The 14,037-nt window shown below is 70.1% G+C and carries 12 protein-coding genes and 1 pseudogene; 6 read left to right on the forward strand and 7 right to left on the reverse strand.

The window, feature by feature from the left end; translation table 11 throughout:
* Positions 1 to 25: 25 nt before the first annotated feature.
* A complete protein-coding gene (gene hppD / locus V9G19_RS17150; protein ID WP_462286641.1) occupies positions 26 to 1,243 on the forward strand; it encodes a 4-hydroxyphenylpyruvate dioxygenase in 1,218 nt (405 codons plus the stop codon).
* A 51-nt stretch (positions 1,244 to 1,294) separates the two neighbouring features.
* Here hppD and V9G19_RS17155 read toward each other — a convergent pair whose 3' ends face one another.
* From V9G19_RS17155 to gabT, 3 genes are all read right to left on the reverse strand, one after another.
* Positions 1,295 to 4,888, reverse strand: coding sequence for an ATP-binding cassette domain-containing protein (locus tag V9G19_RS17155; RefSeq protein ID WP_462286642.1), 3,594 nt, complete (start codon positions 4,886 to 4,888; stop codon positions 1,295 to 1,297).
* Between the two features lie 156 nt (positions 4,889 to 5,044).
* Positions 5,045 to 5,632 (reverse strand): histidine phosphatase family protein, encoded by a 588-nt coding sequence (locus V9G19_RS17160; protein WP_462286643.1) that lies wholly within the window; start codon positions 5,630 to 5,632, stop codon positions 5,045 to 5,047.
* 233 nt (positions 5,633 to 5,865) lie between these two features.
* On the reverse strand, positions 5,866 to 7,212 hold the full coding sequence (gabT, locus tag V9G19_RS17165) for a 4-aminobutyrate--2-oxoglutarate transaminase (RefSeq protein ID WP_462286644.1): 1,347 nt from the start codon (positions 7,210 to 7,212) through the stop codon (positions 5,866 to 5,868).
* Positions 7,213 to 7,279: 67 nt separating this feature from the next.
* Between gabT and V9G19_RS17170 the strand changes: the two genes are divergently transcribed.
* Both V9G19_RS17170 and V9G19_RS17175 read left to right on the forward strand, forming a co-directional pair.
* Positions 7,280 to 8,152 (forward strand): RDD family protein, encoded by an 873-nt coding sequence (locus V9G19_RS17170; protein ID WP_462286645.1) that lies wholly within the window; start codon positions 7,280 to 7,282, stop codon positions 8,150 to 8,152.
* A 99-nt stretch (positions 8,153 to 8,251) separates the two neighbouring features.
* Positions 8,252 to 8,743: a hypothetical protein gene (locus V9G19_RS17175; protein WP_462286646.1), complete on the forward strand. Its 492-nt coding sequence runs from the start codon at positions 8,252 to 8,254 to the stop codon at positions 8,741 to 8,743.
* Between the two features lie 327 nt (positions 8,744 to 9,070).
* On the opposite strand, the gene fahA is transcribed toward V9G19_RS17175, so the two are convergent.
* Together fahA and V9G19_RS17185 are read right to left on the reverse strand one after the other, a co-directional pair.
* Positions 9,071 to 10,288, reverse strand: coding sequence for a fumarylacetoacetase (gene fahA / locus V9G19_RS17180; protein WP_462286647.1), 1,218 nt, complete (start codon positions 10,286 to 10,288; stop codon positions 9,071 to 9,073).
* A gap of 1 nt (position 10,289) precedes the next feature.
* Entirely contained in the window at positions 10,290 to 11,210 is a 921-nt protein-coding gene (locus tag V9G19_RS17185; protein ID WP_462286648.1) for a hypothetical protein, read from the reverse strand.
* 163 nt (positions 11,211 to 11,373) lie between these two features.
* Between V9G19_RS17185 and V9G19_RS17190 the strand changes: the two are divergent.
* Positions 11,374 to 11,484 (forward strand): annotated as a pseudogene (locus V9G19_RS17190) (hypothetical protein); the annotation flags it as partial.
* A gap of 90 nt (positions 11,485 to 11,574) precedes the next feature.
* Here the strand turns inward: V9G19_RS17190 and V9G19_RS17195 are convergent.
* Together V9G19_RS17195 and V9G19_RS17200 are read right to left on the reverse strand one after the other, a co-directional pair.
* Positions 11,575 to 11,715, reverse strand: a complete 141-nt coding sequence (locus V9G19_RS17195; protein WP_462286649.1) for a hypothetical protein — start codon at positions 11,713 to 11,715, stop codon at positions 11,575 to 11,577.
* Positions 11,716 to 11,994: 279 nt separating this feature from the next.
* The gene (locus tag V9G19_RS17200) at positions 11,995 to 13,065 is read right to left on the reverse strand and encodes a DNA polymerase IV (RefSeq protein WP_462286650.1); all 1,071 of its coding nucleotides are present in this window, start codon (positions 13,063 to 13,065) and stop codon (positions 11,995 to 11,997) included.
* Positions 13,066 to 13,147: 82 nt separating this feature from the next.
* Here V9G19_RS17200 and V9G19_RS17205 point away from each other — a divergent pair, with 82 nt between their 5' ends.
* Both V9G19_RS17205 and V9G19_RS17210 read left to right on the forward strand, forming a co-directional pair.
* Positions 13,148 to 13,378 carry a ribbon-helix-helix protein, CopG family gene (locus V9G19_RS17205; RefSeq protein ID WP_462286651.1) on the forward strand — a complete coding sequence of 77 codons (231 nt, stop codon included), beginning with the start codon at positions 13,148 to 13,150 and terminating at the stop codon, positions 13,376 to 13,378.
* Complete coding sequence (locus tag V9G19_RS17210) at positions 13,378 to 13,800, forward strand: TA system VapC family ribonuclease toxin (RefSeq protein ID WP_462286652.1); 423 nt, start codon at positions 13,378 to 13,380, stop codon at positions 13,798 to 13,800. Before V9G19_RS17205 ends, V9G19_RS17210 begins: the two co-directional genes overlap by 1 nt.
* Positions 13,801 to 14,037: the final 237 nt, after the last annotated feature.

A 14,037-nucleotide genomic window follows, 5' to 3' on the forward strand; every position in this document is an offset into this window, starting at 1 on the left:
GACTGGTCTCCGTCACTCTCTCGACATGACGGACACTGTGGTTCTCACCGAGCAAGAGCAAGATGCGGGCCTCGACCAGCAGCAGTTGCGCCAGCTGGTCGGCCTGGTTGAGTATGACGCGGACAACGACCCCTTCCCGGTCACCGGCTGGGACGCCATCGTCTTTGTGGTCGGCAACGCCACCCAGGCCGCGCACTACTACCAGTCGGTCTGGGGGATGGAGCTGATCGCCTACTCCGGGCCCGAGAACGGCAACCGCGACCACAAGGCGTTCGTGCTGAAGTCCGGCTCGATCAAGTTCGTGCTCAAGGGCGCGGTCAGCCCGGACAGCCCGTTGATCGCCCACCATGCCAAGCACGGCGACGGCGTCGTCGATATCGGCCTGGAGGTCCCCGACGTCGACAAGTGCATCGCCCAGGCCCGACTCGCCGGTGCCCAGGTGATCGATGAGCCCTACGACGTGTCCGACGCGTTCGGCACCGTGCGCCTGGCGAGCATCGCGACCTACGGTGAGACGCGGCATACGCTCGTGCAGCGGGTCGTCGACGGCGTCCGGTATGCCGGCCCCCACGTCCCCGGCTATCTGCCGCGCACCTCCGGCTTTGAGAAGCGCGAGGGCGCCCCGAAGCGGCTCTTCCAGGCCCTCGACCACGTCGTCGGCAATGTCGAACTCGGCAAGATGGACGAGTGGGTCGCGTTCTACAACAAGGTGATGGGTTTTGTGAACATGGCCGAGTTCGTCGGCGACGACATCGCCACCGAATACTCCGCGCTGATGTCCAAGGTCGTCGCCAACGGCAACCACCGGGTGAAGTTCCCCCTGAACGAGCCGGCGATCGCCAAGAAGCGCAGCCAGATCGACGAATACCTCGACTTCTATGCCGGCCCGGGCGCCCAGCACCTCGCCCTCGCCACCGGCGACATCCTCGGCACCGTCGATGCGCTCGTGCGCGAGGGCGTGGAGTTCCTCGACACCCCGGACGCGTACTACGACGACCCCGTGCTGCGCGCCCGGATCGGCGAGGTCCGCGTCCCGATCGAGGAGCTGAAGAAGCGCGGCATTCTGGTGGACCGCGACGAGGACGGCTACCTGCTGCAGATCTTCACCAAGCCCCTCGGCGACCGCCCCACGGTCTTCTTCGAGATCATCGAGCGGCACGGCTCCCTCGGCTTCGGCAAGGGCAACTTCAAGGCGCTCTTTGAGTCGATCGAGCGCGAGCAGGACAAGCGCGGCAACCTCTAGGACCTCAAAGGGCGATTCGACCCCGTTGACGGCCTTGCGAGGCGCCGTGCGTCAGCCGGCGAGGTGGCCCCACTCATCCGACAGGTGCGACCACGCCCCGGCCGCCTCGACCCGGCCGTCGGCGAGCACGACAACCCGGTCGGCCCGCGCGAGCGCAGCCCGCTTGGAGGTGGCCCCCACGACGGTTGCGGAGCGGCGACGCAGCGCGTCCCACAGCTCGATCTCGGTCTTGGCGTCGAGGGCGCTGGAGACGTCGTCGGCGAGCAGTAGCTCGGCGTCGGCCGCGAGGGCACGCGCCAGCGCCAGTCGCTGCACCTGCCCACCGGACAACCGCACCCCGCGGTGGCCAACGAGCGCCGTGGCCCCACCGGCAGCGGTCACGTCCGGTGTCAGGCGGGCATCGGCGACCGGGTCGTCGAAGGCGCGGGTGAACCCCAACTGGACGTTGTCGGCAAATGTCCCGGACATGACGCGCGGCACCTGGGCGACATAGGCGACTTGTCCTGGCCGCAGGAACAGCTCGGCGTCGTCGACGATCTCGCCGTTCCACAGGACACGGCCCTCGTAGTCGATCAGGCCGGCGAGTGTGCGCAGCAGGCTGGACTTGCCGGAGCCGACCTGCCCGAGAAGCAACACGAGTTCGCCGCGCCGGATCGTCAGGGACACGTTCTCGACGCCGACCGTCCCGTCCTCGTGAATGGCTGTGACGTTGTCGACGACCAATTCGCGCAAGGGCACCCGCTCGACGGCCGGTGCCGGGGGAGCCGTGCCGGTGACCAGGTCCACCCCCGGCGGGATCCGCATGAGATCGACGCCACCAGCCATCTGGCTGGTGGCGGCCTGCCAGGAGCGGGTGCCCGGTGCCTCGGTGACCACGGCGCCGGCGACGCGGCCGAACCACTCGAAACCGTTGAGGGCATTGGCGACGAGCAGCGCTGTCGCCAGGCCCCACCAGTGCCCCACGACCGCCGCCCACACGACCACGACACCGACCTTGATCATGACCGTCGGCACCGAGTCGAGCACGGCCTGCACGTGGTGTTCGCGCACCGCAGCATCGACGCGGCCGGCGTCGACCCGCTGCAGGTGACGGTGCAGCTCCGGGGTGCGCCCGGCGAGCTTGACCGTGCGCGCCGACTCGAGGGTGGATACGAGCGCCCGCCCGAACCGCGCCCGCATCGCCGAGGCCTTGGTCGCCGTCCGCCCGGCAATCGGCCGCCCGATCGCCGAGGTCAGCGTGGCCGCGACGATGACCCCGAACAGCACGAGACCGGCCAGGGGAGTGGCCGCCGCGATGCCCGTGACGGCCACGACGATGAGCCCGTTGACGAAATCCACCCAGCGGTCGGCATACCGGGCGTAGCGATCGGAGTCCATGGCCCGGGCCACGACCTCACCGGCCGGCACCTTTTCCAGCCGGCGCTGAGCGGTCTGCCCGACGAGCACCGCCATCCGGACCCGGAGCAGCACCTCGACCCACCACCGCGGGTAGCGCGAGATTGCCTCGGCGAGCATCAGTGGACCGGCGAGCACCATGAAGACCACCGCGGCGAGCCACCACCACGGGTCTTCTCCACGCGCGATCCGTTCGACGGCGTGACCCCAGGCGAACCCGGTGAGTGCCCCGGCGCCACCGGTCAGCGACATGCCCAGGAAGAGCACGACAGCGAGCAGCCCCCACCCCGGGCGCACGCGCAGCACGCTGGTGACGCCCCGTGCAAGCGAAGGCCCGGTCCCGGTCTCCGGTCGCTCCAAGGCAGCCCGACGCCTCCTGGCCGACCCGACCCGCTCTCCTGCCCAGTCCGCCACCGAGGTGAGCGCTGCCGCTTCGGCGTGGGCGGCAACGGGACCAGGGTCGTCAACCGTTGCGGGAGTCTCCGCCACCGCTTCGGACTGCGCGACCTCCGTTCCGTCGACGTTGGCCGAGCGCAGCAAGTCACGGAAGGGGCCGTCGACAGTGGCGAGGCGGGCCTGCGCCCCGAACTGGACGAGCCGACCGGCAGCCAGGACCGCCACCAGGTCGGCACGGGCGATCGTCGAGAGGCGGTGGGCGACCAGCAGGCCGGTGCGGCCACGCAGCAGCCGGTCGGCGGCGGCGACAACCCGGGCCTCGGTGAGCGGGTCCATGCGGGCCGTGGCCTCGTCGAGGACGACGACATGGACGTCGCGGATGAGCAAGCGCGCGAAGGCGACCAGCTGCTCCTCGCCCGCGGACAGGGTCGTGCCGCCGGGGCCGAGCACGGTGTCGAGGCCGTCCCCGAGGCCGGCGAGCCAGTCGCCCAGGCGCAGCTCGGCCACGACGGCTTCGATGCGCTCGCGGGGCAGGTCGGCGAAGAGGGCGATGTTCTCGGCGAGCGTGCCCGCGAGGATTTCGGTGCGTTGCGTGACGACGCCCACCTGGCGGCGCAACGACTGCAGATCAAGGTCGAGCACATCGATACCGCCGACGAAGACCGTGCCGGGAGCTGGGTCGACGGCCCGCGAGAGCAGCGAGGCGAGCGTGGACTTGCCGGAGCCGGACCTGCCCACGAGCGCCAGGGTTTTCCCGGCGGGCACGTGCACGTCGATATCAGCGAGGGCGAAGGTGCCCTCGTCATAGGCGAAGTCCACGTGGTCGAAGTGCACGTCGACGTGCTCGGTGTCGAGGCGCTTTCCCCCGACCGGCTCGGGCGCCAGGGCGAGCATCTGCCGCAAGCGGGTCACGGCACCCAGGCCCGCCTGAATGTCGGGCAGCTGCTCGGCAACGAAGCCGACGACGCCGACGAACTGGCTCGTGATCAAGAAGATCGTCACGAGTTGGGCGACCGAGACGGTGCCGTCGCTGGCCATGGCGACGCCGATGCTCGCGACGGCCGCCAGCAAGGCGTTGAGCACCAGGACTGCGCGTAGCACGATCTTCTTTTCGAGCACGATGACGCTGTGGAATGTGGCGTGCACCCGGGCGGACAGCTGGGCGAGCCGGCCGATGGCGAAGGACTGGCCGAGGCTGGTGCGCAGGTCGTCCCGGCCGGCGATGGCCTCCTCGAGGGCTGCGGCGTGGTCGGTCCACGCCGCCTCTTCGATGATTTTGCGTTCGGCGATCGGCCGCAACAGCGAGCGCATCCCCAGCCAGGTGAGGACGGCGAAGACGGGGAACATGAACCACGCCGGCCACCAGGTCAACCCGCCGATGATCCACATGGGGACGGCGCTGAAAAGGGAGCGCAGAATCATCCACGACTGCCACCGCATCAGGTTGCCGACCTCGCGGGTGTCGTCGTCGACACGGTCGAGCACCTCCCCGACGGCCTGCTCACCGAGGGCGGCGAGGGGCTGGCTGAGCGCCGCGTCGAGCAGATCGGCCCGCAGGCGCCCCTCGACGCGGTCGATTTCACCGAACCACACATACCGCCCGCCCATGTCCAACATCGAGCCACCGACCATGGCGACGGCGAGCCAGCGGAGCAGCTCCCACGTCGGTGCCTCGGCGATCTGTCCGGCAAGGACATTGCCGAGGACCTGTGCAATCGAGCCGACGAGCAGCACGGCCAGCGCCGCCATATTCAACGGGGTGCGGACCCGACGCCACGTCACCGTCCGGCGCGGGTCGGGCGGCGGCGGGCTGGTGACCGAGATGGTCGGTGACTCGATGACGGGACTGCTCATGGCAATACTCGAGCCTACGGCGCATCCCCGACAGCCCGCCCCTGATTATCCGCGGGCGCCGGCTACCCACGCTGAGCCGACGCTCCCGGTCCACCTCGACCTGACCGGACGCAGCGCCATCGTCCGGGATGGTCGGCCTCACGCGCGCGCTCGCCGCTAACGCAGGTCCTCCAGCGGTCGCCAGGTGTGACGGACCGCGCGGGTGTCGCGGTCGAGCGCGAAGTAGTGGCCCTGGCCGGGCTGATCGCGGCGGCGGGTGATCGGCTCGCCGAGCAGGTGGCAGAGCAGCAGGGTGCCGACGCCGCCGTGGGCGACGATCACCAGGTCCCGCTCGCCGGCGCGGGGATCGGCGAGCACGGCCTCGACCGCCGCGACGATCCGGTGCTGCTCGTCGGCGGCGGTGGCCCAGCCGCGGACGCTCTCCTGCGGGCGTGCAAAGAAGGCGTCGGCCAGGCCCTCGAACTCCTCGGGCGGGACGAACCCTGTTGCGCTGCGGTCGTTCTCGCCGAGGTCGTCACGGACGAATCGGGGGAGATCGCCGGCCAGGAGTTCCGCCGTGCGGACCGCCTTGACCTCGGCCGAGGACCACACCGAGTCGACCCGCTCCAGGAAGGGCGCACCGGCCAGCGCTGCGGCGCGTCCGCGGCCCACCGCCGACAGTTCCCACTGCGGGACCGGGGTGTCGGGATCGACGGCAACTTGGGGATGGGTGAGAAACCACACCGTCCGGTCGGGGCGCGTCATACCCACCATTCTCGCGCGGCGGCGAGGTCACATGCCACAGCGCGGATGTGAGGTGACAGCACTCAGCAGTCGCGCTGGCGTCAGAAGTCGCACGGTTTCGCAGAAGTCGGGCGTTTTTCAGAAGTCGCGGGGTTTTGCAGAGGTCACACGGAAAACCGTCACACCTCTGCGAAAGCGTGCGACCTCTGCAAAACCGCGTGACCTCCTCGGCCGACTGCCGGACTCGCCGGACGTCAGCCGCCGGCGGCCGTCGCGCCGAGCGCCTCGTCGAACGCCTCGTCGAGCAGACCCAACCCCTCGTCCAGCAACTCGGGGGCGATCGTCAACGGCGGGAGGAAGCGGAAGACATTGCCGAAGGTCCCGCAGGTCAGCGTGACCAGGCCGCGGGCGTGACAGGCCTTGTTGACCGCCGCGGTCAGCTCGGGATAGGGCGTCTTCTTCTCCAGGTCGCTGACCAACTCGATGGCCAGCATGGCGCCGCGGCCGCGGACGTCACCGATCACCTCGGTCCGGTCGGCGATCTCCTTCAGCCGGGGGACGACGGTATCCTCGATCGCCCGCGCCTTGGCGCACAGGTCGTCGGCGCGCATCGACTCGATCGCCGCCAGCGCGGCCGCGCACGCGACCGGATTGCCACCATAGGTGCCGCCGAGGCCGCCGGAGTGGACCGCGTCCATGAGGTCAGCGCGCCCGGTGACGGCCGCGAGCGGCATACCACCGGCCAGGCCCTTGGCGGTCGTGACCAGATCGGGCACGACGCCCTCGTGATCGCACGCGAACCAGTCACCGGTGCGGCACAGGCCGGACTGGATCTCGTCGGCGATGAAGACGATCCCGTGCTCGCGGCAGTAGTCGGCGATCTGAGTGAGGAAGCCGTCCGGCGGGACGATGAACCCGCCCTCGCCCTGAATCGGCTCGATGATCACCGCCGCGGTGTTCTCCTCCCCGATCTGCGCATGCACCATCGCGGTGAACTCGGCGAACGCCTCGGTCAGGCAGTTCTCGGTCGGCCAGCGGTAGGGGTAGGCCATCGGCACGCGATAGATCTCGCTCGCGAACGGGCCGAAATGATGCTTGTAGGGCATGTTCTTGGCGGTCAGCCCCATCGTGAGGTTGGTGCGCCCGTGGTAGGCGTGATCGAAGGCGACAACCGCCTGCCGGCCGGTTGCCGAGCGGGCGATCTTGACCGCGTTCTCGACCGCCTCCGCGCCGGAGTTGAACAGCGCCGAGCGCTTTTCGTGCTCGCCCGGGGTCAGCTTGGCGAGCTCCTCGGCGACCGCGACATACTCCTCATACGGCGTGACCATGAAGCAGGTATGCGTGAAGTCGGCGATCTGCCGCTGCACCGCATCGATCACCCGCGCGCTGCCATTGCCCACGCTGGTGACGGCGATGCCGGAGCCAAAATCGATCAGCTGGTTGCCGTCGATATCGCGCAGGATCCCGTCCTGGGCGGCCTCGATATAGACCGGCAACGCGATCCCGACCCCGGCCGAGACCGCGGCCAGCTTGCGCTCGGCGAGGGCCTGCGAACGCGGACCGGGAAGGGGTGTTGCTAGGATGCGCCGCTGCTCGATCATGGGCCAATCCTAGGACCGGGCCCTGATGCGCGCCGGACCGTTCGGTAACCCGTGCGAGGATGAGGCGGTGACGACGCCGACCGCGCCAGGGTGGTACGACGACCCGCACCAGCCCGGGCAACTGCGCTACTTCGACGGGATCGTCTGGACCGCGCACGTCGTGCCGCGCAGCACCCGCGAGGCAACCCCTCCCGCGAGCGCGCCGACCCAGCCGCTGCCGCAACCCCCGGCCGACCCGTATGGATGGGGACCGCCGCAGCCGGGCCCGCCGCCCGCCGATCAGCGACCGGCCCCAGGTCCGCCGTCGTGGCAGCAGGGGCAGCCGGGCCAGCAGTGGCGCGGCGGCGCGGCTCCGGGCGTATCCGGCCCCACGACCCCTGACGGTGTCCCGCTCGCCAGCTACGGGCAGCGGGTCGGCGCGGCCCTGCTCGACGGGCTGCTGACCGGGCTGCTGGTGACGATCTTCGGTGGCTGGTTCCTGTGGAAGGCGATGCAGCCGTGGTGGACCGAGTTCATCCGCGCCGTCGAGACCAACGACACCAACGCCATGGACAATCTGTCGCTCAATCTCGCCGACACGATGAACGGCGGCTACTTCCTCGCGTATGCCGTGGTCGCCCTCCTCGTGCAACTCGCCTATCAGGTCTACTTCCTCACCCGTGACGGCGCGACCCCGGGCAAGAAGGCGCTGGGAATCAGCGTGCGGCTTCGGGAGCGTCCCGGCCCGCTCACCCTCGTCGACGCCCTCCGCCGGCAACTGCTCAACATCGGCATCTCGCTGGTCAGCCTCCTGCCTGGGATTGTCAGCCTCCTCGGCTCGCTCGTCGCTCTCGCCGACGTGCTGTGGCCCCTTTGGGATCCCAATCGGCAGGCGCTGCACGACAAGATCGCCGCCACCAATGTTGTGCGAGGCAAGCAGCCGAAGCGCCCGAGCGCCTGACTCCACTAGGCCCGCCCCAATCCTCGAGGGTGATCGGCTTTTGCCGGACCTTCTGTGAGCGGGTCTGAGAGCATAGAGACGAGGAAGGAGGCGTGGTCAGTGGGGTTCCAGGGCGAAGTGCTATCAGTCGGCGCGTTGCTCGACGCCGCCTTCACGACACCCGAGACCGCGCCGAACCACAGCGTCGGGGTGCGTCACACCGCCGCGCAGAACGCCGCTGCCTGCCGTGCGCTCCTCGCCGCCGGTGAAGCGCTCGACGCGTGCTGGCGGTTCGGCATCCTCCAAACCCTGGACGACTACACCTCCGCCTTGCGTCGCGGCGGCCCCGACCTCGCGGCCGGGGTGTTCGCCGACGAGCCGCCCCGCACGGGCGCGTCGGAGGTCGATGCCGCGTTCGCCGCACTCGCGGTCCACCTTGCCGAGCGTGACGGCTGGCAGGAACCGGCCTGGGCGCTTGACTCGGAGCGTCGCACCGATGGCTGGTACCCGGCAGTTCCGGCGATCTTCCGCAGCGAGGCCGACCGCGAGAGCCCCGAGGCATTCCGGAGCCGCGGGATCCTCATCACCTCCCGCTTCCTGGCGAGGGCATGACCCCGACCGGGCAGCTCGACGCTGTGGGAGTACGCGCCCTACTCAGCACTGTTCGTTCCCGCCCCGGAGGTCAGGCGGATCGCGGAGGAGATGAGCACCGCACACGGTGTTCGAGTCCGAGTCGCTGCTGGTGCAGGTGCCCTCCCCGGAGTATCTGCTGGCGATGAAGCTGCACGCCTCTCGCGACGACCGCGACGTCGACGACGCCGCGCTCCTGTTCAACTGGCTCTCCTACTCCACCGCACGAAAGTGCATCGACCTGCTGACCGTCACCTACCCAACCGGGCAACTCCTGCCACGCCACCGCTACGTTCCAAGACCCGGAGGTCACACCGTCTCCCGGACAGACCCCAGGATCCGACCGCGGCATTCGCCGAGGGCGATGACGGCCCCGTCGGGGCCGGGGGCGGTGGCGCGGAGTATGACGGTGTCGCCGTCCTCGAGGAAGGTGCGGGTGGTGCCGTCGTCGAGGGTGATCGGTTCCTGACCCGACCAGCTCAGCTCGAGGAAGCAGCCGCGGGTCTCCTTCTGCGGGCCGGAGATCGTGCCCGATCCGACGATGTCGCCCGAGCGCAGAGTGGCGCCGTTGACGGTCATGTGAGTGAGCATCTGGGCGGGGGAGTAGTACATGTCGCGGTACTCCGGCCGAGAAACGATCGTGCCGTTCCATTCGACCTCGCAGTGGATGTCCAGGCCGTATGCGGCCTCGCCCGTCAGGTAGGACAGCAGCGCCGGATCCTGGCCGGGGAGAGCGACTTTCGCCTCCGCCAGGGCAGCCATAGGGGTAATCCACGCGCCGATGGAGGTGGCGAAGGACTTGCCGAGGAAGGGGCCGAGAGGGACGTACTCCCAGGCCTGGAGGTCCCGGGCGGACCAGTCGTTGAGGATGGTGACGCCGAAGATGTGGTCCCACGCCTGGTCGAGCGGGACGGGCTCGCCGAGGGTGGTGGCGCCGCCGACGACGAAGCCGAGTTCGGCCTCGATGTCGAGGCGGACACTGGGGCCGAAGACGGGGGCGTCGGCCTCCGGCGGCTTCCGCTGGCCGCAGGGGCGCACGATGTCGGTGCCGGTGACGACGATGGTGCCCGAGCGGCCGTGGTAACCGATGGGCAGGTGTTTCCAGTTCGGCGTCAACGGGGCCTGGTCGGGCCGGAACATCCGCCCGACATTGGTGGCGTGGTGCTCGCTGGCATAGAAGTCGACGTAATCGGCTACGACGATCGGCAGCCGCAGAGTCAGGCCGTCCAACGGGTGCAGGTTCGCGGCGACGCAGTCGTCGTATTCGGCGTTGGCGAGTGTCTCCTGCAGCCAGGTGCGGGCCGCCGCCCAGGCCTGCGGGCCCTGGTCGAGGAACGTGTTGAGCGAGCCGCACTGCCATACTGCCCCCGACTCCATCCCCGCCCGCTCGGCGAGCCCGCCGATGGCCAGGGCGTGGTCGCGGACGCGGACGACGACGCGCGGGCCGTCGGGGAGGTCGGCCACGGCATACGGGAGATTGTCGAGCCCGAAGGGCTCCTCGGGGGGCAGCTCGTGCCACCAGCTCATATCAGCGATCCCCTTCCAGGACAACGAGATCGGTCAGCTCGCCGATCGGCTCGCGCACATCGCAGCAGCCGTATGCCGCGAAATCCGCCCGCAGCCGGGTCACGCTCGTCGGGCCCAGGCTCGCGAGAGACGCGATCAGCGGGTCAGGGGTGCGCTGGGCGAGGATGGCGGCGAGCGCGTCGACCGGGCGGCCGACGCGCGCGGCGGCCACGCAAGCCAGGACGTTGAGGAGGCCGTGGTGCTCGCCGTCGGCGAGCGTGCCGCGCACCGCGTGGTGCAGACCGCCGGTCAGCTTGAGCGGGATCTCCATGGCGATCGCGTCCTGGATGACGTGGGCCAGCTCGCGCTCGGCCGGCCAGTCCCAGGTCTCGGTGCGGCCGGTGCGGAATTTGGCGAGGTGGCGCCGGCCGGGGACCTCGTCCTGCGCGATCGCGGTGGCGATGTCGGTCAGGGCGAGCGCCTGCTCGGTGCCGCGGGGGAGTTCCAGGACGATTGCCGGCGCCTGCAGGTCCAGCTCGCGCCAGTCGTCCTGCCAGCCAAGTTCGACGCCGTGCAGGTCCAGGCGGGGATCGTTGTGGGCCAGCGCCGTCGCCGCGACGAGCTGAGTCAGGTCGGCTCCGAGGCGGGCGATGACAGCGACGCCGAGGGGGCCGTCGTCCTGCTCCGCCTCGTCCTCCGGCGATTGGTCACGGGTCGCGCCGCCAGGGGGCAGCGGATCCGCGGCGATGTCGGCGAGCCCGGCGAGGTCAGCCGCCGCGGGGATCGCCGCGGCCGGCAGCAGCAGCGGGCCGACCAGATCGGCATACGAGCTGCGCCGCAGGCGGCGGTGGTTGGCGACGGCAGCATCGAGCGGGCTGTTGCCCGGCGGGAAGACGGCGGCATCGTCGAAGAGGGCGGCGAAGATCGCGCGGGGCAGTGACACGCGCTTCAACCTATCCGCTCGGGAGCTGTCCGCGACGGCTGTCGACACCGCGCTCCGGCTCGCGCGTGACGGTGGCGGCGCGGGCTTGTTCGCGTTGCCCGAGGGCCAATACTTCGAGCGGACGTCGTGGCGCGTGAGCCCCAAGGATCTGGCCATCCCCCTCGTGGCGATGGCCAACGCCGAAGGCGGCACCATCCTCGTCGGGCTGCACGACGGGGTGGTTGGCGGCGTCGATCCGACGCGAGCCAACGCGCTGCGACAAACAGCCCTCGATCACACGACACCGCCGGTGAGGGCTGGGGTCGAGGAGCTTCCCATCCCGGTGGACGAGGCGAATGAGGTGCAGCTGACGTCCGCATCGGCCTCAGCCGCGGTGACCACCTGCCGGACCGAGTTCGGGATCGAGGACGGGCGCGCTCGCTTTGTGCTCGGCGAACGTCGCGGCGGATGGACCCTCGTTGTCCTCGGCGGCGATCGCGCGGATGGCGTGTGTCTGACGCGCCACAGCATCGCCAGCGAGGGTAGATCACGAAAGCACGGCTTCTTCGGCTCATACACCAACGACGCTCCCGAGGCGCCGACGCCAGCGCGCGACAGCATCATCCAGACGGACAGTATGAGCAGTGCCGTCGAGAGTCCCAGCCGAATTCCGTTCCGTACGAACAACGACTGGTTCGCCTACGTCAGCGGGTACGCGGGCGCCGACGTCACCGCCGTGATTGGTCACCCGCCGGTCGGCCCAGCCGCGATTATGGAACTGGCCGAGGTCCTCCCCCGCGATCGCTCAGACCCGGGCGCGGGTGGGGGCGCGCTCGCGGGTGTCGTCGGGGGGCATGACCATCTCGCCGCGCACGCCGAGCAGGCGCACCTCCCGGCCGGTGTCCAGGGCGGCCACGAGGGTGAGGACCGCGTCGAGCACCGGTGCCGTCTCGTGGGTCGGTGCGGCCAGCTTCTTGCTCCGGTTGACGGTGAAGAAGGGCGCATAGCGGACCTTCAGGCCGACGCGGAAGATCGGGCGGCCCTCGGCGGCGCAGTCCTCGATGACCTGCTCGACGAGGGCCGCCACCGCCGCGCGGATCTCCTCGGGGGTCACCAGGTTGGTCTGGTAGGTCGTCTCCCGGGAGTGGCTGCGCGCGACCCAGGGGGTGTCGTCGACGACCGCGGAGCCCTCGCCGCGGCCGAGCGCGGCATACCACAGGCCCATCTTGGGGCCGAATTCGCCGGTCAGGACCTCGAGGTCGGCGCGCGCCAGCTCGGCGACCGTGCGGTAGCCGTGCTTGTCCAGCCGGGCCGAGATCCGCGAGCCGACGCCCCACAGCTCGCGCACCGGCCGCTCGCCCATGACCGCCAGCCAGTTCTCCCGGGTCAGCCGGAAAACCCCGCGTGGCTTGCCAAAGCCGGTCGCGTTCTTGGCGCGAATCTTGTTGTCCCCGATGCCTATCGTGCAGTGCAAACCGGTGGCCTCCAGGACGGTGGCCTGGATCCTCCGGGCCAGGGCCTCGGGATCCTCGTTCGAGGCGCCGATGAATCCCTCGTCCCAGCCGAGTGGCTCCAGAACGACATCGGGCACGGTCCGGACGGCGGCAAAGGCCGCCCGGGACGCCTCGTCATAGGCCGCGTGATCCACCGGCAGGATGATCGCGTCCGGGCATTTGCGCGCGGCCAGGCGCAGCGGCATACCGGAGTGGGCGCCGAAGGCGCGGGCCTCGTAGCTGGCGGTGGAGACGACCGCCCGCTCGGTCGGGTCGCCGCGCCCGCCGACAATCAGCGGCTTTTCGGCCAGCTCCGGCCGACGCAGGATCTCGACCGCCGCGATGAACTGGTCCATGTCGAGATGGAGCACCCAGGCCGGCATGCCTCCATCATCGCCGCTCAGGAGCCCGTGACCGGCGCAGCTACGCGATCACGAGAACGCACGGGAATGCTAGATTTGGCGCATGCGCACGACCGTGGAGTTCGACCCCGACACCGCCAAGGCCGTCGAGCAACTCCGCCGCGAGCAGGGCAAGGGAGTCAGCGAAGCGGTCAACGAGCTGATCCGCCGCGGGCTGCTGGCGGAGGGCAGGCGGGAGCCGTTCGTCCCGCGGACCCACCATCTCGGCATCCGGATTGATGTCTCCAATGTCGCCGAGGCCCTGGACTTCCTCGAAGGCCCGAGCGCTCGCTGATGCTGGTCGACGCCAACATCCTGCTGTATTCGGTGGATGCGGACTCGCCGTTCCACGAGCGGGCACGAGACTGGCTGACCCAGGCGCTCAACGGGCCCAAGCGGGTCGGACTGCCCTGGGTGTCCCTGTGGGCGTTTGTGCGGATCGTGACCAACCCCCGCGCCCTGCGCGACCCCCTGCTCCCGGCCGAGGCGTGGGATCACGTCACCGACTGGTTGGCTGCCCCGGCCGCGTGGGTGCCTGGCCCGGGCTCCGGCCACCCCGAAATCCTCGGCAATCTGCTTGTCGAACGGGATCTGCGCGCCGGGGTGGTCACCGACGCCGTGCTCGCCGCGATCTGCATCGAGCACGGCTTGGCGATTGTCAGCGCCGACAGCGATTTCGCGCGTTTCCCGGACCTCGTCTGGATCAACCCGCTCTGACGCTGATCACAGGGCCGCGCCGAGGCGACGCACGATCTCGGCCAGGCGCTGCGGTGAGGTCGCGATGTTGAGCCGGGCGTGTCCGGCCAGGCCGGGGTGATAGGCGTGGCCGGGCGACAGTTTGACCCCGCCGGCGAGCGCCGGGATCGTCGGATCGGGATGGCCGTATGCCCGCAGGTCGAGCCAGGCGAGGAAGGTCGCCTCCAGCGGGCGCGCATCCGGCCCCGCGGGAGGTGC

This window comes from Nostocoides sp. (assembly GCF_037045025.1).
In the GTDB taxonomy this organism is placed as follows: domain Bacteria; phylum Actinomycetota; class Actinomycetes; order Actinomycetales; family Dermatophilaceae; genus Nostocoides_A.

Bases quoted from the DNA above. Each gene is read 5' to 3' on its own strand.
- hppD (WP_462286641.1), top strand. From the start codon at position 26: ATGACGGACACTGTGGTTCTCACCGAGCAAGAGCAAGATGCGGGCCTC.
- V9G19_RS17155 (WP_462286642.1), bottom strand. From the start codon at position 4,888: ATGAGCAGTCCCGTCATCGAGTCACCGACCATCTCGGTCACCAGCCCG.
- V9G19_RS17160 (WP_462286643.1), bottom strand. From the start codon at position 5,632: ATGACGCGCCCCGACCGGACGGTGTGGTTTCTCACCCATCCCCAAGTT.
- gabT (WP_462286644.1), bottom strand. From the start codon at position 7,212: ATGATCGAGCAGCGGCGCATCCTAGCAACACCCCTTCCCGGTCCGCGT.
- fahA (WP_462286647.1), bottom strand. From the start codon at position 10,288: ATGAGCTGGTGGCACGAGCTGCCCCCCGAGGAGCCCTTCGGGCTCGAC.
- V9G19_RS17200 (WP_462286650.1), bottom strand. From the start codon at position 13,065: ATGCCGGCCTGGGTGCTCCATCTCGACATGGACCAGTTCATCGCGGCG.
- V9G19_RS17205 (WP_462286651.1), top strand. From the start codon at position 13,148: ATGCGCACGACCGTGGAGTTCGACCCCGACACCGCCAAGGCCGTCGAG.
- V9G19_RS17210 (WP_462286652.1), top strand. From the start codon at position 13,378: ATGCTGGTCGACGCCAACATCCTGCTGTATTCGGTGGATGCGGACTCG.